This window comes from Planktothricoides raciborskii GIHE-MW2 (genome assembly GCF_040564635.1).
Classification (GTDB): Bacteria; Cyanobacteriota; Cyanobacteriia; order Cyanobacteriales; family Laspinemataceae; genus Planktothricoides; species Planktothricoides raciborskii.
The window spans coordinates 1,254,435-1,275,623 of record NZ_CP159837.1 but is presented as its reverse complement, the minus strand read 5'-3'; the positions used below and the strand labels follow the sequence as shown (position 1 = coordinate 1,275,623).

At 45.3% G+C, this 21,189-nt stretch carries 17 protein-coding genes; 7 read left to right on the top strand and 10 right to left on the bottom strand.

The window, feature by feature from the left end:
* The first annotated feature begins 39 nt into the window (after positions 1–39).
* From ABWT76_RS05315 to ABWT76_RS05300, 4 genes are all read left to right on the top strand, one after another.
* Entirely contained in the window at positions 40–516 is a 477-nt protein-coding gene (locus tag ABWT76_RS05315) for a hypothetical protein (RefSeq protein WP_054466482.1), read from the top strand.
* A gap of 47 nt (positions 517–563) precedes the next feature.
* Positions 564–1,232, top strand: a complete 669-nt coding sequence (locus ABWT76_RS05310) for a V4R domain-containing protein (protein WP_054466483.1) — start codon at positions 564–566, stop codon at positions 1,230–1,232.
* A gap of 188 nt (positions 1,233–1,420) precedes the next feature.
* Positions 1,421–1,957 carry an outer membrane protein assembly factor BamD gene (gene bamD / locus ABWT76_RS05305; RefSeq protein ID WP_054466484.1) on the top strand — a complete coding sequence of 179 codons (537 nt, stop codon included), beginning with the start codon at positions 1,421–1,423 and terminating at the stop codon, positions 1,955–1,957.
* Positions 1,958–2,058: 101 nt separating this feature from the next.
* The gene (locus tag ABWT76_RS05300; protein ID WP_054466485.1) at positions 2,059–4,827 is read left to right on the top strand and encodes a diguanylate cyclase domain-containing protein; all 2,769 of its coding nucleotides are present in this window, start codon (positions 2,059–2,061) and stop codon (positions 4,825–4,827) included.
* 76 nt (positions 4,828–4,903) lie between these two features.
* Here ABWT76_RS05300 and ABWT76_RS05295 read toward each other — a convergent pair whose 3' ends face one another.
* The gene (locus ABWT76_RS05295; RefSeq protein WP_054466486.1) at positions 4,904–7,528 is read right to left on the bottom strand and encodes a DNA topoisomerase (ATP-hydrolyzing) subunit A; all 2,625 of its coding nucleotides are present in this window, start codon (positions 7,526–7,528) and stop codon (positions 4,904–4,906) included.
* A 286-nt stretch (positions 7,529–7,814) separates the two neighbouring features.
* Between ABWT76_RS05295 and ABWT76_RS05290 the strand changes: the two genes are divergently transcribed.
* Positions 7,815–8,213 (top strand): response regulator, encoded by a 399-nt coding sequence (locus ABWT76_RS05290; RefSeq protein WP_054466487.1) that lies wholly within the window; start codon positions 7,815–7,817, stop codon positions 8,211–8,213.
* A 108-nt stretch (positions 8,214–8,321) separates the two neighbouring features.
* Here the strand turns inward: ABWT76_RS05290 and ABWT76_RS05285 are convergent, their stop codons facing one another.
* The 9 genes from ABWT76_RS05285 to ABWT76_RS05245 form a co-directional block, all read right to left on the bottom strand.
* Positions 8,322–9,158 (bottom strand): tetratricopeptide repeat protein, encoded by an 837-nt coding sequence (locus ABWT76_RS05285; RefSeq protein ID WP_156331732.1) that lies wholly within the window; start codon positions 9,156–9,158, stop codon positions 8,322–8,324.
* A 178-nt stretch (positions 9,159–9,336) separates the two neighbouring features.
* Entirely contained in the window at positions 9,337–9,687 is a 351-nt protein-coding gene (locus ABWT76_RS05280; RefSeq protein WP_054466488.1) for a YkgJ family cysteine cluster protein, read from the bottom strand.
* 131 nt (positions 9,688–9,818) lie between these two features.
* Positions 9,819–10,982: a Gfo/Idh/MocA family oxidoreductase gene (locus ABWT76_RS05275; RefSeq protein WP_354635761.1), complete on the bottom strand. Its 1,164-nt coding sequence runs from the start codon at positions 10,980–10,982 to the stop codon at positions 9,819–9,821.
* Positions 10,983–11,104: 122 nt separating this feature from the next.
* Positions 11,105–12,103, bottom strand: a complete 999-nt coding sequence (gene gshB, locus ABWT76_RS05270; protein WP_054466489.1) for a glutathione synthase — start codon at positions 12,101–12,103, stop codon at positions 11,105–11,107.
* Between the two features lie 158 nt (positions 12,104–12,261).
* A complete protein-coding gene (grxC, locus tag ABWT76_RS05265; protein ID WP_054466490.1) occupies positions 12,262–12,516 on the bottom strand; it encodes a glutaredoxin 3 in 255 nt (84 codons plus the stop codon).
* Positions 12,517–12,701: 185 nt separating this feature from the next.
* Entirely contained in the window at positions 12,702–13,451 is a 750-nt protein-coding gene (locus ABWT76_RS05260) for a cistern family PEP-CTERM protein (RefSeq protein WP_054466491.1), read from the bottom strand.
* A gap of 684 nt (positions 13,452–14,135) precedes the next feature.
* A complete protein-coding gene (hflX, locus tag ABWT76_RS05255) occupies positions 14,136–15,971 on the bottom strand; it encodes a GTPase HflX (protein WP_354635760.1) in 1,836 nt (611 codons plus the stop codon).
* An 85-nt stretch (positions 15,972–16,056) separates the two neighbouring features.
* Positions 16,057–16,839, bottom strand: coding sequence for a hypothetical protein (locus tag ABWT76_RS05250; RefSeq protein WP_354635759.1), 783 nt, complete (start codon positions 16,837–16,839; stop codon positions 16,057–16,059).
* Positions 16,840–17,161: 322 nt separating this feature from the next.
* Positions 17,162–17,581 carry a hypothetical protein gene (locus ABWT76_RS05245; protein ID WP_054466494.1) on the bottom strand — a complete coding sequence of 140 codons (420 nt, stop codon included), beginning with the start codon at positions 17,579–17,581 and terminating at the stop codon, positions 17,162–17,164.
* A 487-nt stretch (positions 17,582–18,068) separates the two neighbouring features.
* Here ABWT76_RS05245 and gcvT point away from each other — a divergent pair, with 487 nt between their 5' ends.
* Together gcvT and ftsH are read left to right on the top strand one after the other, a co-directional pair.
* On the top strand, positions 18,069–19,208 hold the full coding sequence (gene gcvT, locus ABWT76_RS05240) for a glycine cleavage system aminomethyltransferase GcvT (protein ID WP_054466495.1): 1,140 nt from the start codon (positions 18,069–18,071) through the stop codon (positions 19,206–19,208).
* Between the two features lie 73 nt (positions 19,209–19,281).
* Positions 19,282–21,165, top strand: a complete 1,884-nt coding sequence (gene ftsH / locus ABWT76_RS05235) for an ATP-dependent zinc metalloprotease FtsH (protein WP_354635758.1) — start codon at positions 19,282–19,284, stop codon at positions 21,163–21,165.
* The last annotated feature ends 24 nt before the right edge of the window (positions 21,166–21,189 follow it).

Below are 21,189 nucleotides of genomic sequence, written 5' to 3'. Positions count from 1 at the left end.
GACATACTATTTGTCCACATCTACCTAAGAATTAACGCTATGCATCCAGAGCTTTTGAGCCTACTAGAAACGGCTGAACAGCGATACCTAGAACCGAAAGAGATTGAACTTTATCGTCGTCATGCGGCATCTTTGAATAGACGCTTACAAACCTATGAACTACTGCGAGAACAAGAAACGAATATTTTTCAAGCGATCGCCGATGGATTAGTCAAGATATTGCCCAATGAGAGCGAACAAAACTTAGAACGGTGTTTGAAATATTGGTTATTGATTGTTCGCTATAGTGCGACGGCGATGCTGATCAACGATCTTTCTTATTTACAAAACCGTTTACAGGATTGGGTGAAAGGTTTCCTAGAAACTTATGAAACCTATCAAATTGATGTCCAGATTTATGAATTGCTGATGCAGGAATCAACAAACCATCTATCTCCAGACGATCTTAGGTTATTAGAGCCGGTTTTTCAAAAAGCCAAAGATTTAATTATCCCGACCGAAACCGGCAATTCCTGATAAATGACAAAGATTTTCATTCAAGTAAATAGTGATGAGGCACCAGCATGATTTCTATCGCCAATTTGTTAGAAGACAACGAGAAACTTTCGGGAAATTATTTTGCCTGGGATGTTTATGTGAAGGGGGATTTAGAATTAGGATTATTAGAGAATCGTCGGGGCGATCGCCTCTTGGCTTTACCCGATACCCTGATTGAGGCTATTTACAGCGGCTTGGAAAAAGAAACGGGATCCGCCACCCGTTTAGTTTTGTTTAATTGTGGCAAATGGTGGGGCAAGAATTTATATGTGCGGTTCTGCGAAGAAATCCAGGATTACTATAATAAATCAATTGCCGAAATGGACATGATTTCTTTTGTCCAATGTTTGCAACAATTTTGGAAAACTCATGGCTGGGGATTATTTGAATTTGACCAAAATTATTATCAAAAAGGATTTTTGGTCTTTAAAATTACTAATTCTTCTTTTGCCAAAAAAACCGAGAACTGGTCGGGGCCTGCTTGTTTTTTAGAAGCGGGAATTTTAACTAGCTATTTTAGTCAACTCACGGGGCGAGAACTTGCCTGCGTGCAAACCACTTGTGAATCCCTTGGGGCTGATTGTAATCGGTTTATTTTGGGCTTGCCAGACCGTCTGGAACCTGTGGAAGGTTGGGTGACAGAAGGTTTAGACCATGAGACGATTATGCATCGATTGTCTGAAACCAAAAATTGAAGCCAAAAATTAAAGATGTTTGGTCTTAATTTGCTGGGTAAAATTGGGGGCGGCGATCGCACATCAGATCCGCCCCCAATTTTATGTCTGATTGATCTTATCTCTGATTGATCTGCTGATGGGCTGTCGCGCCAATTGGATATCCGGCTCGATACAATATTGATCAAGTAATAATAAGTTCTCAGACTATGAGCATTAAAAATAAAAATTTAATTGCCGGACTGGAAGCCCTGAAAGCCAAGGATTACGAAGAAGCAATTTTTCAACTGGAAATCGTTTGTGAGACGGAACTGGATCAAACAACCATCGAAAAAGCCCAGATCAATTTGGTAGCGGCTTATGAACAAAATAACCAAATTGAAAAAGCCCTAGAAACTTGTCAAATGCTTACGGATAGCAAAAATCCCATCCACAAAAAATGGGCGAAGTCGGAAATGCCCCATTTGGCCAAGGTATATACGGCAATTTTAGAAGCACGGGCAAAAGCCAGCCGCAAAACCGCGAAACAGAAAGCCATTCACTGGTTGGTTGAATTTATTAAACGCTATCCCCAAACGATTTTATATGCTTATCAAGTTAAGTCGATTTGGCAGAAAGTGCAGCAACGCTGGGAACCAATTCAGGAATTTATGGATCGCACCGGGGAGGCGATCGTTTATAAACTGATTGAATGGTTTCCTAAGTTTACCCAAAAACTTAAGCAAATTACCCAAAAACAAAAGTAATATTGGGATTGCCTCTGTTTGACTAAAGATGGTTTACAGTAGGGCTTCACTAGATTCAATACAAAGAAATATTCTTTACTTTGAAAAGCTGGAAAAATTTAATGCAAGTTAATCATTGGAACAGACATTTAAAGGGAGCGATCGCCCGCATTCCTTTACGAGTTTTTCTAGTAGTTCCGTTTCTGCTGCAACTTTCTACGATTGTGGGCTTAGTTGGCTATCTTTCTTTCCGCAGTGGACAAGAAGCAGTGCAGGATATGGCAGAACAGCTAATCCATAAAGTCTCAGAACAAGTCCGCGATCGCCTCGATCATTATTTACAGACCCCGCAAAAACTGATTGCCTTAAACTTATTAGCCATTGAACAGGGAAATCTGAATCTAGAAAATGTCTCGGAAATTCAACAACGATTATGGCAGGAAGTTAAAATTTATGAGGATATTAATAGCCTCAAATTGCTCAATACTCAAGGGATTATTGTCGGAGTTGGGCGGGACAAAGATGGGAGAATAAGTGCGCCGAATTCCATCATTCTCGCATCAGGCAATGAGAAAGAAAGAAATTATTATTTGGCTTCGGAGACGGGAAAACCCACCCAGTTAATTCAATCCCTGAAAATGGATAATCGCGATCGCCCTTGGTATCAACAGGGAATTAAACAACCCCCGAATACCCAAGCATGGACACCGATCGCCCCTTGGACAGGGGTGGATTGGGCCAGCATGAATGCGATCGCACCGATTTACTCCAAAGGGGAATTATGGGGGGTATTTGGGGCAAATGTGATTCTTTCCCATATCAGCTTATTTTTAAGCGAAATGTCTTTTTCTCCTCATGGTCAAATATTTATTATGGAAAAAACTGGGGATATCGTAGCAACCTCCACCAAAGAAAAACCTTATGTAAAAAACATTAAAGGCCAGAAATTAATTCGCCTACCGGCGGTAAAAAGTCAGGATTGGCTGACTCGAACCACCGCCCAGGAAGTGATTAAGCAAACCAAAAACTTGGCTCAAATCCGTAACGGTGAATGTTTAGAATTTTTCGCCAAACCCCCCGATCAAAAGTTTTGGCAACTCCCTCAACGTTATTTTACGGAAGTGTTTTCCTATCAAGATGATTATGGTTTGGACTGGCTAATTGTCATTACTATTCCTGAATCTGACATCATGGGGAAAATTTATCAAAATGTGCGTGATACTTTGATTTTAGTCAGTCTGGCTTTGACGGCTGCAATTCTGTTGGGAATTTATACATCCCAATGGATTAGTCAACCGATTTTGCGGTTACGGAATTCGGCTCAGGCGATCGCCCAAGGCAACTTTGAATGTGACTTGCCCCCTGTATTAGTCAAGGAAATGCAACAGCTTACGGATACTTTTGTCTATATGGGCGATCGCCTGCATCAGTCATTTCAGGAAATGAATCATTTAAATCAACAACTCTCAGAAAGTCAAGCCAGATTAGAAAAATTCCTCGAAGCCATTCCCGTGGGGGTAGCGATTCACAATGCCAAAGGTTCATTAGTTTACATGAATCAAGCTGCAAAAAAACTGTTAAACTCAGAAATAAAGGCTGATGCTGATATCTCAGAGCAGGTGATTGCCTATCAATTGTATTTAGCTGATACTGATATACTTTATCCCCTGGAAAATTTACCTGTGGTCAAAGCCTTGAAGGGAGAAATTGTCAAAACAGAAGATATAGAAATTCACGCCAATCATCAAATAATTGCGATTGAAGCTGAAGCGACGCCTTTTTTTGACCCCCAGGGATATATTACTCATTCAATCGTAGTTTTTCAAGATATTACAGCCCGGAAATCGGCGGAAAAACTCATGGAAAATTACCAGAGTGAATTAGAAAATAAAATTATAGAGAAAACGAAATATTTACAAGCGGAAATTGAAGAACGCTTAAAAATTGAAACCGTCTTACGAGACAATCAAATCCGATTTCAGTCCCTTTCTGATGCCGCTCCTGGGGTAATTTATTCTTCGGTGCAGCGAGGAAATGGCTCGATTGAATTTGAATATGTCAGTCGCGGAATTGAATCAATTTTTGAAGCAACGGTGGCGGAAATTTTAGTCGATCCGTTACGGTTTATTTTGGGAGAAATGCATGAAGAAGATCGCCAGGGATATCTGAAAGCGCTTGCCACCAGTGCCAAGACATTAGATTTATTTTTCTATGAGTGGCGAATCATTACCCCCTCTGGTCAATTAAAATGGTTACAAGCTAATTCTCGTCCCGAACTCAGAAAAAATGGGGATATTTGTTGGCATGGCATCCTGTTGGATATTAGCGATCGCAAACAGATGGAAAATGACTTAAGAATTGCCAATCAACAGCTTGAACAATTAGCCCAAACCGATGGCCTGACTCAGTTGGCGAATCGTCGCTATTTTGATCGATACTTATCCCAAGAGTGGGAAAAAGCCCGCCAAGAACAGCAGCCAATATCACTAATTTTGCTGGACATTGACTATTTCAAAAAGTTTAACGATAGTTATGGCCACCAAGCGGGAGATGATTGTTTAAAGCAGGTCGCCCAAGGGCTTCAGCGGTCAATTCGCCGCACCACAGACCTGGTAGCCCGTTACGGGGGCGAAGAATTTGTCGTCGTTTTGCCGAACACTCAGCAACCAGGGGCAGTGGCGATCGCCCAACGCATTCAGGCTCAGGTGCGATCGCTCTCAATTCCCCATCAAGCTTCCGATATCAGCGATATTGTCACCGTCAGTATGGGGATTTGCACCACGATCCCAGCCGGTGAGTCCCCAGAGGCATTGGTGAAACAAGCGGATGTGGCTTTGTACCGCGCCAAACAGCAAGGGCGCGATCGCTATCAAGACATGGTGGGAGCGTGAGAACCCCTACCCTGTCTTTGAACCCTGGAAGAGTTTAAACCCCCTTGTATTTCCGTAATTTTATCGGTTTCATACCTCAAGATTCATCCACAACCATCGATAAATTTAACGAGACAATTTGTTCGTGAGGTTGCAAGATTTTAATGCGATCGCCTGACCCATCTTTCTCCCATAACTTCACCGCATTCATCGGCAAATTTAACAACCGATCTTGACTGGTCACGAGAATAACTTCACCAGTTTTCACCGCAGGAACAATGCCGACCACCGTATCGGTTTGATTTTTAAACTGTAAAGATTGAGTGCCAATATCTCCGGGATTTGCCAAACGGAGGCTGCTAACTTTCATCCGTTTAGCCCAGCCATCTTGGGTACACAATAAAAATTTGTCTGCCTCATTTAGGGTGACAAATCCGACCAAACTTTCCTGTTTTCCTAAACGTAAAGCTTGTTGGGCTTGTGTACCATAACTCATCATTGGTAGATGGTCGTCACTCACTTCTAATCGTAATAACCGCCCCCCAGAAGTGGCCAAAATCACAAATTCTCCCGGTTTAGTCAAATTCACCGATAACAATTCATCCCCATCTTTCAGCTTGACGACGGTTAAGCCGCGATTGCTTAAATTGCTAATTTGTTCCACAGAGATGCGCTTAATTCTGCCCCGCTTGGTTAATAAAACTAAATCAGTGGCATTTGTTTGATCGGAAAGGAGTAATTGTGTAGCAATAATATTCGGATCGCCTTGAACTGAATTCGGCAACAAAGTAATCAGGGGAGTGCCCCGCCCCTCTATGGGTTTTGAACTGCGACCGTTGGTTAATTGCAAGTCACGCAAATTTAAGGGATAAGCTTTGCCGGTACGAGTAAAAACAACTACGGTTTTGTCCGTTCGAGTGAGATAAATTTGCCGGCTAAAATCATCGATCGCCTTGCCAATGACTTCGATATCTTTGGTGGCGCTATTATCTGGTTTTGGCCGTTCAAAATTTTGGGGAGAAAATCGTTTCACATACCCCCGGTAAGTGAATTCTACCACCGTATCTTCCGGTTTAAATGCTACATCTAGAGCTAGTCCTGCCCCTGCTGCGGCTGTGGTTTTAGCCTGTTTTCCCGCAGATTTTTTCTCCGTTGTCAGATTTTGACTTTTTGTGCCTTCGCTGCTTATTTGCGCGGCCACCATTTTTTGGCCGACGTTTTTAGGGGCAATAATTCGCGTCCGCCGCTCATCACCGTATTTACGCTTGAGGGCGCGTAAATCTTTCTTTAATGCCTTTAACAGTTCGTGGCGATCGCTCAATAACTTTTGCAACTCTTGTTGCCGTTGGGTCAGTTGATCCAATTCGGCTTGTAATTTTTGCCGTTCCAAGCCGGTCAGCCGACGCAAGGGCATGGCTAAAATCGCCTCCGCTTGGCGATCGCTCAAATCCAACTCCGTTTGCAATCGCATTTTCGCCTGAGTACCATCAGGACTATCCCGTAAAATCGCGATGGTGCGATCGAGATTCGTTAGCGCCAGTAAACTCCCGGAGAGAATATGCAGTCGATTTTCTGTTTCTCTAAGTTCTTGAGAATACTCTTTTGTCAGAGTTTCTTCACGAAACCCTAAAAATTCTTGCAGAATTTCTCGCAGGGTAAGCTGTCTCGGTTCCCCGTTTACCAAAACCAGTAAAATTGCCCCAAAATTGCTTTGTAATGCCGTGTGCTGATAAAGCTGTTCCCGGACGATTTCTGGATCGGTTTCTCGCTTCAGTTCAATTACCACCCGCATCCCATCGCGATCGCTCTCATCCCGGATATCCGCCACCCCCGAAATCCGACCCTCATTCACCAAATCGGCAATTTTCTCAATCCAAGCGGACTTATTCACTTGAAACGGCAACTCGGTGACAATAATCGCATTGCGGCGATGGCGTCCCCGACTGCGTTCGATTTCTTCAATGGCCGTAATTCCCCGAACCGGAATCGTCCCCCGACCAGTGGTATATGCGGTATAAATCCCCTCGTTATCAACAATTTCACCGCCCGTGGGGAAATCCGGGCCGGGAATCAACTTAAATAATTGTTCGTCTGATAACGTCGGACAATCAATCAGGGCAATTAAACCATCAACCACCTCGTTGAGATTATGAGGAGGAATATTCGTCGCCATTCCCACCGCAATGCCCGAACAACCATTCAGCAACACCACGGGTAATTTCGCCGGGAGTACCACGGGTTCTTGTTGGGAATTATCAAAATTGCTAACAAAGTTCACCGTAGCCTCACTAATGTCTCCGAGCAGTCCTTCCTGACCGATCGCCGACAAGCGGGTTTCGGTGTAGCGCATTGCCGCAGGAGGATCGTTATCGATCGAGCCAAAATTCCCATGACCGGCAAGTAAAGGATAGCGGCTGGAAAAAGTCTGTACCATCCGCACCAAAGCATCATAAACCGCTTGATCGCCGTGGGGATGATATTTGCCTAACACATCCCCGACCACACGCGCACACTTGCGATAAGGTCTATCTGGGGTTAAACCCAACTCGTGCATAGCGTATAAAATCCGGCGGTGTACGGGTTTTAAGCCATCGCGCACGTCGGGCAATGCTCTGCCAACAATCACACTCATGGCATATTCAAGATAAGACTGCTGCATTTCTGTATGCAAGGCAGTCGAGATTACCTGCCCACTCGACAGAATCGACAACTGTTTTGCCATGAGGAACCTCTCATTACCAATAAACTTTCTGACATCGAAGGAATATTTTAAGCCCTAAAACTCGTAGGATACGAATACAGGACTTACGCCCCTTACCAGAAACCGACGGTCTTATTTAAATCTGATATATGGCGACTAGATGGGGGAATTTACTCAGTCCACTGAAAAGGGCTGATGCATAAGTCTTAGAATAGTAACCGAAAGGCGGGATTTAATCGCAATCTCAAATCCTTCTCTTCGATACACTATGACAATTAATGCATCAGACAGCAAAAAGGAAAGTGGTATGAAAACAGTTTTAATTGTGGAGGACGATCCCGTCAATGCCCGGGTTTTTTCTAAAATCCTGGCCAAACGGGGGGGCTTAAATGTCAAGCACACGGAAAATGTGGAAGAAGTGATGCACATCGCCCAAGCTGGAGAAGCGGATCTGATTCTGATGGATGTTTCTTTAGCCAGAAGTGTTTACAATGGCAAAGCGGTTGATGGGATTAAGATTACCCAAATATTGAAATCCGAGGAGAAAACCAAAAACTTACCGATTATTCTGGTGACGGCTCACGCAATGGCCGGAGATAGGGAAGCCTTTCTGGAACAGAGTGGGGCTGATGGCTACATTTCCAAGCCGGTGGTGGATCATGAAGAGTTTGTTAAGCAAATTAAAGCCATGTTAGGCGAAAATTAAGCAAAAATTAAGCGGCAATTAAGCAAGTTATTCGTTATTCGTTAAAAAGTTATTCGCCTAGCCAAATAAAGAATAACGAATAACGAATAACGAATAACGAATCAATTCCTATTGCCCTGGTAATCGTATGGGTTCTGGGGGTGCGGAACTTTCGATTTGGGCTAAAGTGGCCTGCATTCTAGGGGTTTGTAAGAATTTTTTGGTATCTTCTAACAACCGATCTCCCCACAGGTTTTCTCGGAGAAATTCGATTTGGCCATAACGGGCATCTAAACGCAAGGCTTTTTCGGCGATCGCGTAAGCTTCTTCGATATTTCCTTGGATATAAAACGCCACGGCGATCGCTAACTGGGGTTCGGCGGCATTCGGGTCAATGACAACCACAGACTGCCATCTATTTAATGCCGCTTGTTTTTTGCCTTGTTCATATTCGATTAAGCCAATATTATTTAAAGCTGGCCAGAATGTTTCATCGACGGCCATCGCTTTTTCATATTCGGCGATCGCCTGTGGCAGCTTGTTGAGCTTATAGTAAGTATTGCCCAATTCAAAGCGGGCGATCGGCAGATCCGGTTTAATTTTCAACCCTTCTTGTAAGTATTGGATCGCCCCCTGATAATTTTGCTGTTGAAAGTTGCTAGATCCTAGAGAAAACAGCACTCCTGCCAAAACTTCCCAGGTTCTTTCTTCCTTTGGCGCTAACTGGGTGGCTAACTTTGCGCGAGCCAAAGCCAAGTCATATTGCTGAAACTGCGCTAACTGAGCCGCTTGTTGGGCCAGTCTGACTCCCTGAATTTCCAACTCTTGTTGATCCAGTTCCTGGGTATGTGGCAATAATGCCTGCCCTTTAGCGGTCGGCGCGACAGTACACAAACCCAATATCACCAGCAACGAAATTAATAAATTACTACCCTTTGGCAGGGTACTGCTTTGAAACAATTGCATTCTTATTTCCGCTTTCTTGAGGCCATCTGATTTGAATCTTGACACATAGGACTGACTGACCGAATCACCTCCCGAAGTTCCTTTGGCAACAATTGGCTACCATTGGTGATTTCTCAGCTTGAAAAAGCGTCAGTCCCGATCAAAATTTTAACGAAAATTTTCACTGGTCGAGCGCCACCTATACTCCCACTTCGTGGTTGAACCGCTGTAATTCCCAAGCTTGTTCGCCATACACAGCAGAAATCTGTTCTTGACAACAAGTAATGGCAAAATCATTTAACTCTTCCGGTTCAATGTCATAGAGTTCGGCAAATACATCCGCTTGGACTCGACAAAAGCGAGGCCGATCCGCGTAAATGCCACAACGACGGGTCAGGCGATCGTAATGGATGCACCAGCCATCAGCCCCGACTAAGCTGAGATACAGTTGCCAGTCTTCTGGAGAAAGATAGTCTTCCACGTCGGGGCGATCGCTCGGATCCAAGTTACAACAAGCCCCACATCGTTCAATACACCGCCAAGTCGCCATTGTTGATCTCCCTCATTATTTCTGATTGTTTACTTCTGTGCCCGGATCCAGAAAAATCTTGACTGATTTGTTTTCAGACGAATTCCCTTCACCGCAGGATCCGGGCATCCGCAACCTAACCGAGGTTGCGGTCAAGAATTGGCTAAAAATTGCTCGAAATTTGGTACTGTGACCCAAGTGCCGGTGGCGTGAGATTCTAATGTTAAATCCATTAACAGTTGAGAATAGACTCCTTCTTTCAGGGAAGGGACTACGGTCTGACCCCTGTGAATGCCTTGAACCCAGTTGTCCACGACGCGGATAAATGGGGCTAGTCTGCCATCGCTGTAAGTCTGCGGAAATTGTAAGCGATCAGGAATTTCCATATGACGCAGGTCTTCCCCCGCTGGGGCGCCTTGAATGGTAAAGCCATGTACATAGTCTTTTTGGTTGCTGCTGCCAAGGATTAAGGTGCCGCGATCGCCATAAACTTCCACAAAATGTCCCCGTCCTTGATAAGTGGTAGAACTTAGGCAAACGTTGACCGGGGTGCCATCAGTCAGTTCTAGCATCAACAAACAACTATCATCCGCATCCACCAGTTTCAGTTTACCGCCGTCAGCGGGATCCGGACGTTCCGTAATACTCGTAGATAAATGCCCAGATAACCGCTTGACTGGGCCAAATAACCAGCTAATATAATCAAAGGCATGGGAACCGATCGCCCCCAGTGCCCCGCCCCCTTTGTCTTTTTGGGAGTACCAGTTCCAAGGGCGATCGGCAGCAGCCCGACTAGAGGCTAACCAGTCTATTTTAATTAATCGTTTTTCCCCACAATATCCTTCGTCCAATAATTCTTTAAAGCGTTGCCATGCCGGGACAAAGCGAAATTCAAAATCCATCGTGGCGATCGCGCCTTTGGTCTGGGCTAAATGATACAGCGATCGCGCTTCTTGGGCAGAAAGAGTAGTGGGTTTTTCTAATAACAAATGCTTTCCGGATTCTAACACAATTTTTGCCATCTCATCGTGCAAAAATGGCGGAGTTGAAATACTCACCGCCAGCACTTCTGGGAGATTCACCAATTCAGTTATTTCGTCACAGGCATTGGGAATTTTATAGGCATCAGCGAGTTCACTAGCCTTCTCAATATCCCGGTGATAAACAGCTACAATTTCCGTTCCGGGATGGGCTTGGAATCCGGGAATATGAATTTTTTGCCCAAAACCCGTCCCCACAATGGCGACTCCCAGGGGCTTATTTTCCCCGGTTTGACTGGCATAATCAGCGGCCACATTTATTCCTGAATCTGTCATAAATCTCTCAATTAAACTTATTCAAAACATCACTAATCTCTCAAATAATATACCAGCAGTAAATTTAATCCGGATCCCTCAAAAAATAACCGCATTATTTAGAGATTAGTGCTAATAAAAAACTATTTCTTTGCGGATGAATTCGGCAGATTTTTAACTTGTGCTTCCACCCACCGGATTACTTGCTGACCCAAAGGCACGCAATCCGGGTGAAACAAATCAACTTCCCGAATTCCCGTGGGACTGGTGACATTTACTTCCGTTAAATAACCCCCAATCACATCCAGGCCGACAAAATATAACCCATCTTTTCTTAATTTCGGGGCAACAGTCGAACAAATTTCCCGCTCTCGGTCGGTAATCTCCGTTTTCACCACTCGACCGCCCACGGCCATATTGCCCCGAAATTCATTGCCACTAGGGACTCGATTAATCGCGCCAATGGGTTCGCCATTTAACAGGATAATTCGTTTATCCCCCTCTCGGGCAGCGGGTAAATAAGTTTGCACGATCGTTGGCAGAGTCCCTTGTTGGGTACTCAGTTCAATCAGGGAGTTAAAATTCGGGTCGTCAGGTTTCAGCAATAAAATCCCTTCTCCAGCTTTACCCCCAATGGGTTTGAGCACTGCCATCCCTTGTTTTTCGGTAAACGCCCGAATTTCTGACTTATGTTGACTGACAATGGTCTCTGGGATGACGTTGGTAAACTGGAGGCCATACATTTTCTCGTTGGCATTGCGGAGTCCAGCGGGATGATTCAGCACCAGAGTTTTCTGGGGGTCGATATAGTCGAGAATATAAGTGGCATAAAGGTAGGCCGTGGTGACTGGGGGATCGGTACGCATGAACACCGCATCCATGTCTTCCAGACAGCAAAGACGGCGATCGCCTACTTCATACCAAGATTCGACTTTTTGCCAACGTCCTGCCACCCGTTGCACGGGAGTTAAACGAACTGGCTGCAAATTCGCCCAAGCTGTAGAGGCGAACACACTTAACTGATTAATTTCCGTAATCCAAACTTCATGGCCAAGCTCTTGGGCCGCTTCCATCATGGCGACGCTGCTATCGTGTGTGGGATCGAGCTTGTGGATTGGATCGATGATAAACGCAAGTTTCACGTTGACTTCTCTTTTTAAATTCGTTAGCCACCGTAATCCATTAAACCCCCAAACGTACCGAAAAAAGCGATCCGCCCGGTCGAGAGGATCGCTGTGAAGTTGAATATTTTTCTTGGCATCTTTTCTTGATTCCTGGGAACCCAGGCCGCCAAAATTCCCTACTGGAGCAAGGGATCTAACTCACCGGCACTTTCCAGGGCATGAAGATCGTCACAACCACCAATATGGCGATCGCCAATAAATATCTGGGGCACAGAACGACGACCATTAGCGCGAACGGACATGGCATCGCGAGCCGCCTCATCCCCATCAATACAATATTCCGTGAACTCCACACCTTTTTTTGTCAACAAGCCTTTCGCTCGGATACAGAAAGGACAACGGCTCCATGTATAGATTTCCACTTTCGGCATAGTTGCTCCCGATCTCTGGTTTCGTAATATTTCTTAATCAACTTTTACTATAGTATTTTATGCCTAAAGAAAAGAGGCGATCGCCTCTGTTGAAAAAAAACCCTCCCCAGTTGGGGAGAAGAAAAGCATTTAACTTCGCAAGACCATATACCAGCTATCAGGAGGATGCCGATTAGCCTTAAATTTTATTTAGTTACTTGCTTTCTTCGGCGTTGTTGAAGGAAAGCAAATCCAGTCACTAAAAGTGCGGTGACTGTACTGGGTTCGGGGATGGCTTTCGGTGCGGGGGGTTCATAATACGGCGTCCCTCTACCAGTCCCACTGGCCCCACTAAACCCACCACCATTAATGCTTTGATAACGCACGCCAAAGTTGCTCATGGCAAAGCTTTGCACCGACTTAGTTAACTGAACTTTGGCGGTGAATGCAGCCACCCCATCGGCGGTAGAAACGCCACCTTGATTGCCTTCGCCACCACCGCCTTTGCAGTTATTTTTATTATTGATAAAACAGGCTTCAATACCCCCAAATCCATTGGGCAAAGAATCATTAGTATGAGCGTTGGCAAAAACGCCACCTGTAACGCTGGCGCTTTTGATCTCTGCTCCGTCCAGATTAAAGCCTAGGGCGCTAGTCCTAGAAGTAATGTTCCCAGTTGAAGTATTATCCAACTGAATCCCGAAGATGGCCTCCGTGCCGGTAAATGATTGCAGGGTGAATTTTGCCCAAGAGGTCAAATCATTAACATTTTTCCCTCCGACATTCCCATCAAAGTTGACCGTAAAGGACTTACCCACATCCTGAGCGCTAATATCCTCAATGGTTGCGCCATTGAACACAAAGGCGGCTGCCGAGGGAGCTTCAATCAAGAAACCTAGCCCAGCAGAAGATATAGCGGCTACCCCAATTCCTAATTTCACTGTTTGTTTAAACATTCTCTTTCCCCTCTTCTACCAAAATGTTGTCTTGGTGAACCCTTGCTTGCTCGTGTTTGCCGAATCATCCTTTGGTTTAGATACATCCCATTCTCCCTGATTTTAACTTAAGAAAGTTAGGGCTCACCTTCTGAAGCATCCATTTGGTTACACCGCAGTCAAACCCTAGTATCAGTTTATAAACTAAATTCCCTCTTTGGCTAGGAATATTGGCAAGCTTTACCAAATCTTTAATGAATTCAGGGAGCGATCCAGAGATTTTTGGTAAAAACACTGATTTATCTCGACTTTCCGCCGTTTTTTTTTCATGTTTCAGTATTTACACGGATTTGTATCTGGCTCATTCCTTATGCTGCAATCGGTTATTCAGCATTGAGATGAGAATACGGAAATATTGTTCTGTAAGTAACAATCAAGATTTCACCCCTAAAGATGCCAAAAATGCGGCGATCGCCTCTAATGATAAGCTTTTTAAATTAACATAATATACCCAAAGAGAAGATGTTTTGCGTAAATTATCTGCAATTCAAAGGCAATTTTGGCACAGTGCCAAAATGAATGATGATGGAATTAGTCAATCTAAATTTAGGAATTTAGATTGACTCAACGATCGAGCATCCCCAAAGTAAAGATACTTATTTTAAGTATAAATACGGAAACTTTGACTTTTGTAAAGCGAAAGTTTCACCCAGAAGAAACCGCATAGTCAATCAACTGAGCAAGCCGATGACGCAGAGTTTCTAAGCCAATCCGTAGATTTGCAGAAATATAGACCCCCAGGGGAAATTCTTCCTGGGCAAGTCTTAAGGTTTCGCCGTCTACCTGGTCAATTTTGTTAAACACAATCAAAGCGGGGCCAGGAGCGATCGGCATTGAGCGCAAAATCTCTGTGACTGAGCGAATTTGACTTTGCCAAGCGGGATGGGATAAATCCACGACGTGCAATAAAGCATCTGCCTCGGTCACTTCTTCCAGGGTAGCGCGAAAGGCATCCATCAGAGTCGGCGGCAGTTCGTGAATAAATCCTACCGTATCGGTTAATAAAATTGGCATGGGTTGCCCGGTTTGTGCATCGGCAATCACGACTCGGCGGGTCGTGGGATCCAAGGTAGCAAATAATTGGTCAGCGGTGTAAACTTCCGCATTAGTTAAGGCATTGAGTAAGGTTGATTTCCCGGCATTGGTATAACCGACGATCGCCACCGTTGCCACTTCTTGCTTTTGCCGACGTTGCCGCATCCGATTTCTATGGGCTCGTAATTGGTTCACTTCCTGTTGCAGTCTGGCAATTCGGCGACTAATCGCTCGCCGTTCGGTTTCTAATTTGGTTTCCCCCGGCCCTCTGGTGCCAATGCCGCCCCCTAAACGAGACATGGCTTGACCCCGCCCGGTGAGTCGCGGCAAGGTATATTCTAGTTGGGCTAATTCTACTTGTAGTTTACCGGCAGCAGATTGGGCCCGTTGAGCAAAAATATCTAGAATCACTTCGGTGCGATCGACAACTCGGACACCGATTTGGATTTCTAGGTTGCGGACTTGTGCGGGAGATAAGTCGCGATCGAATACAATCAAGTTCGCCCCGGCGGTCTGGGCAGCCAGGGCAATTTCTTGCACTTTCCCTGTGCCGACGACAGTTTGCGGATGAGGGCGGGGACGTTTTTGCCGCACCGTTTGGACGACTTTGCCTCCGGCAGTATCTACTAATCTCGCCAGTTCCACTAATTGATCTTCAAATTGTTCTGGGGTTAGGTCATCGGTCATTAAACCCACGATTAACACTAAGTCTTGGTCAGCGTCTACTTCTCTGGCTACGAATTGACTCTGCAATTCCGCTTCTAAGCCTTCAACCAGATCCAAAAAGTCTTGGGTGACTAAGGTATCCAAGCTAACTGGTGGGGAGACTTGCCAAAAAATATCGAGATTTTCTGATGCTGAACTCTCGATGTCTTGTGGCATTTGTGGGATTAAATGCGCCAAGTAGGTTTCTTTCACATACCCAGTCGCGCCACCGCCGCGCCGTTCAAATCCACTCCCGGTGAGGGTCAAGACGACTAAAGCATCTAAGCGTTGAATTGCCATTGCGGTCAGAGAGGCTTCACTGGGGGGACTGGATTTGAGGGTTGTGGCAATGCAGCGAATGCCACTGAGACGACCAGCCCCATAGCGGGGCAGTTCTAAGGGAGGAATTTGGGTTTGACGCGGCGAACCGACGCCGACCCGAATGACTTGACCTCGGCGGTTGAGGTAAGTGCAGACGGGTTGGCCGATTTCGGTGCTGATGGCGGCCAGCCGCTGGGCAAATTCCGGGGTGGTCAGGCAGTCTACGGGTAAGCGTTGGTGATAAAGCCGACCGAGTTGTTTGAGTTGACTAGGTTTTAAACCTTGAAGGTTGCCGTATATCGTTTCTATAGACTTTTTTGACCAGAAATTCTGGCCCCTCCTATCTACGGTGTTCACAGAATCACAGAATATATTATATTCAGCCGGGGAAATTGTCGGGGCGATCGCGGATGATAGCATCTAGGTTTTGGCAAAAAATTTAGTCAGGCGATCGCCTAAAGTCGGTTTCAGTCAACAGCTACTAGATGTTTCAGCAAACATTAATTTATCCGTTCCGGCCTCTTGACTTGTTGACAATCTCAAGTCGATAGGGATGAAAAGTTTTAATTTTTTCCAGTTGATGCGGGAAATTTTCCCCCACTACATAAAAATCCCGAGGATAGACCCAATTGCTATCCAGCGGCCCATGAATCATGATTCCCGTCATCACCGCATAATTAAAAATATTCGGACTTAGCTGTTTTAATAGCAAATTCTTAATATCTATTGAAATAATATTACACGCCAGTTTAGTCATTTTAATTAAATCGGGCTTACTGCCATATTTGATATGAGATAAAAGCTTCTGCAGAATTAAACTTTCTTCCAGGTCTTCCAAGTCGAGAATCATGTTAAAATGTCCTCTATTCAGTTCATTCACAATCAACTCTAAAGAACCACAAGCATGAGATGGTTTATCAATTCCATGCCGATAGACCTTACCAATTTCCCCATATCTAGAAATGGCAATATGCGGCATTCCGTAAAAAGTAAACCGACGCATTCCATCATAAATTGGGGTATGTGCTGCCGCTGCGTTTATCCCCGTTCTGCCAATGGTTAAAAAACCGCCTAAACTACAACAATTAAAAGTTTTTCCCCAATATTTGACTACTTCATTAAATAATGGCTCAGTAATTTCGTCTCGACAAAGAGCCACCATGCCCATTGTGTTTTCAGATTCAAAGCCATAATTTTGTAAGACATCAAAGGTTTTTTTCATGTATTCTTCCAGGAGCAAAGTCCCAGGAAAATGCTTTTCGATGACAGCAAAAAATTCAGGAGTCATAATTGAAATTTTTAGGGTTTGAATTGATTGAATAAAGCTCTTATAGTTGGGCGATCGCTATCGAGGTTTGATGCACAAAGCAAGGTTAGGGTGGGCAAGTATTTGCCCACCCTACTACGGATAGCTCTTATATGTACTATAAGTGGAGAACATCAGCAAGAGTAGCAAAGCGTAGGGTGGGCAAACATTTGCCCACCCTACTACGGATTTCAGAGAGGATCCTATCGATTCGCCTGTTGGCTTGCGCCACTGGCGGCGGCTTGGGTTAAGTTAGATAAGGCATAACCTGTGCAAGACAATACCTCCGATCGCTGACTGAGGGTTATTCAACAGCTTGTGTACTCATTACACTAATTGTCTCGTTATAAACCGCGATCGCAGTGGTTAACTTAGTCATCACCGTGACCACCGTTTGCCGCGCTTCAATGGAAATCATTTGACCGGCAAAAAATACCTCACCTTCCCCAAGTAATTCACTAATTAAAGACTTGGCACCTTGAAGCACTGCCATGAGGACACTGCGACCGGCGAACTGAAAACGACCACCGACAATATCACTGGTAGTCACGATCGCATTCATTGCCATCACCCCACCGGCATTATTAAACCGGCCATTATTTCCACTGCGTGAATTGTTGCGCGTCACTGTGACATTCACCGCTACGGGGTCTGATGACTCTTGTACCGGGTCACTTGCTTCGGTTGCCGGTTCTGTTGGGGCGCTAACCTCGGCGGTTGCCACGGGTTCAGCGACGGGTAATTAAATTAAGTAAAATTAGGGCGGATTATGGCGATCGGGCTGCGGAGAGGCGGGGGTGCAGGGGAGCGTCTTGTGCGGGGGAGCAGCCATCGTGCAGGGGAAAGTCGTAGGGGCGTCCTTGCGAAGCATAATCCGTCAGGCCTTATGGCCATTCGCCCGTACAAGTGAAAAGTTGAAAGTCGTAGGGGCTTTCTGGCCATTCGCCCGTACAAAAGAAATATCACTGTTCCCTGTTCCTTGTTCCCTGTTCCCTGTTCCCTGTTCCCTGTTCCCTGTTCCCTATTCCCTATTCACTATTCACTCTCTCCTGAAGCTCCTCTGCCGACGGCGGGTTCCTCTGCGCCTCTGCGCCTCTGCTCGATTGGCGGCCGCTCCACACAAGACGCCCCTGAAATAAGTCAAAGGTGCCGTCAGATGGCACGAGTTTTTTCTAAGATAAACATATTGATTTGTAAGAGAAGAAGAATTCGTGGCTAAGTCACCAGAAGCAAACAAAACTCCGCAAACCCTTTCCCGGACTCCGCTGTTCGAGGTTTGCGTTGAACTGAACGCCAGAATGACCGAATTTGCTGGCTGGGAAATGCCGGTGCAATATAGCGGCATTACGGAAGAACATCAAGCAGTCCGAACCACTGCGGGAATGTTTGATATTTCCCACATGGGTAAATTTATCCTCAAAGGCAAGGATTTAATTCAGAAATTGCAATATTTGGTGCCATCGGATTTGAGTCGGTTACAACCCGGTGAGGCTAAATATACCCTGCTGTTAAATCCCCAAGGGGGCATTATTGATGACATTATCTTTTATTACCAAGGTCAAGATGCCACTGGGGAACACCGGGGACGGATGATTGTGAATGCGGCAACTTTGAACAAGGATAAAACTTGGTTATGGGAAAATTTCCAGGGTTCTGATGTGGAACTGCAAGATTTATCTCCCGAAAAAGCGTTGATTGCAGTCCAAGGCCCTGACGCGGTGAAGCATTTACAATCTTTGGTAGAAACGGATTTAACTGCTGTTAAGTATTTTGGTCATTTGGAAGCGCCGGTTTGTGGCGGATTGGGCTTTTTCGCCCGAACAGGTTACACCGGAGAGGATGGCTTTGAGGTGATGGTAGACCCGGAAGTGGCGGTGACGCTGTGGCGCAGTCTGCTGAACGCTGGGGTGACGCCTTGTGGTTTGGGCTGCCGGGATACTCTGCGTCTGGAAGCGGCGATGCCCCTTTATGGTCAGGATATTGATGATACGACTACGCCCCTGGAAGCGGGACTAGGTTGGGTGGTTCACCTGGATAGTAAAGGAGACTTTTTCGGTCGAGAAGTGTTGGAGAAACAAAAGCAAACTGGGTTGTCACGGCGTCTGGTGGCTTTGGAAATGCAAGGGCGCTATATTGCCCGTCATGGTTATGGGGTGAAAGCCGACGGTGAGACGGTGGGAGAAATTACCAGTGGCAGTTGGTCGCCGACTTTGCAACGAGCGATCGCCCTTGCTTATGTACACACGAACCTCGCGAAATCTGGTCAAGAATTAGAAGTCGAAATCCGAGGGAAAAGTTATCCCGGTGTGGTTGTGAAAAAACCTTTTTATCGTTCTCCCAATCGGAGTTAACCGTTAAACAAACCTGGAGGCTTGGCCTCCGGTTTAAACCTCCGTGAAACTTGCAAATAATCTGGAAGGATATATGCCTCTAATTAAAAAACCTAAATTTCGCTCCTATTTCAATTTAGGTAACTTGCTGATATTAGTGGGTTTATTATTATTAGCCGCTAATTTTATTTTGCCTCGTCGCCAAGTAATTCCTAGGGTTCCTTATAGCATTTTTATCTCCCAGGTAGAATCGGGACAAGTCGAGGCTGCCCAGGTGGGTGAACAGGAAATTATATATTACTTAAAAAATACCCCTCAAGCCGGTGAAACCCAGGAAAAAGCTAACAATCGACCCAGACAATTAAGGGCAACTACGCCAATTTTTGATTTAAGTTTACCCCAACGATTAGAAAAAAATGGGGTGGTTTTTCAAGCGGCACCGCCCCCACAAAATACCTGGGTGGGAACGCTGATTAGTTGGGTGATTCCCCCAGTGATTTTAGTGTTAATGTTTCAGTTTTTTATGAGTCGGGATAGTCGGACTCAAGGGAGTCTTTCTTTTAGTAAGAGTAAGGCGAGAATTTATGTGGCCGGAGAGGATACTAAAATCACTTTTGCCGATGTGGCAGGGGTGGAAGAAGCCAAGACTGAGTTAGCAGAAATTGTGGAGTTTCTCAAAAGTCCAGAACGCTTTGCGGAGATTGGGGCACGCATTCCTAAAGGGGTGTTATTAGTTGGCCCGCCGGGAACAGGAAAAACTCTGCTGGCTAAAGCGGTGGCTGGGGAAGCTGGGGTGGCATTTTTTAGTATTTCGGCTTCGGAATTTGTGGAGTTATTTGTGGGTACTGGGGCGGCCAGAGTTCGCGATTTATTTGAACAAGCAAAACAAAAAGCTCCTTGTATTATTTTTATTGATGAGTTAGATGCGATCGGCAAGTCTCGGAGTAGTGGGGGAACTCCTAGTGGGAGTAATGATGAACGGGAACAAACCCTGAATCAATTGTTAACTGAAATGGATGGGTTTGCCGCAGGAAAAGCTACGGTGATTGTGTTAGCAGCAACTAACCGCCCGGAAACTTTGGATGCAGCTTTGTTACGTCCCGGACGCTTTGACCGTCAAGTTTTGGTCGATCGCCCGGACTTGGCTGGACGAGAAGCGATTTTAACTACTCATGCCCAAAAGGTAAAGTTAGGAAGTGATGTGGATTTACACGCGATCGCCGTGAAAACTCCGGGTTTTGCTGGGGCTGATTTGGCTAATTTAGTTAATGAAGCGGCTTTATTAGCGGCCAGAAATCATCGGGAAGCGGTGACAAAAGAAGACTTTAATGAGGCGATCGAACGAATTATTGCTGGGTTAGAAAAGAAAAGCCGCGTCTTGAGTGATAAGGAGAAAAAAGTAGTGGCGTACCATGAGGTTGGTCATGCCTTAGTTGGTGCCATTATGCCCGGGGCTGGGAAAGTGACCAAAATTTCCATTGTGCCGCGAGGAATGTCCGCTTTAGGCTATACTTTGAAAATGCCTACGGAAGACCGCTTTTTAATGGATGATAGCGAATTTCGCGAACAAATTACTATGTTACTTGGCGGTCGGGCAGCGGAAGAAATTGTCTTTAACCGCGTCACTAATGGGGCTTCGGATGATTTACAACGGGCGACGGATTTAGCCGAACGCATGGTGACAGCTTATGGCATGAGTAAGGTATTAGGGCCTTTAGCTTATCAGCAAAATGATGCCAATAATTTCTTAGGTAATCGGTCAATGAATATGCGACGCATGGTTAGCGAGGAAACCGCTAAGGCGATCGATGCGGAAGTGAAAACTATTGTCGAAACCGCTTATGAGAATGCATTAGCTTTGCTGAATTATAACCGCGATTTGTTAGACAGAATTACTGGAAAATTATTAGAAACTGAGGTGATTGAAGGGGAGGAATTAGATGCCCTTTTAGGTGAAGCAAAACCTGTGCAAGAATAATCACCACAGAGACACAGAGAACAC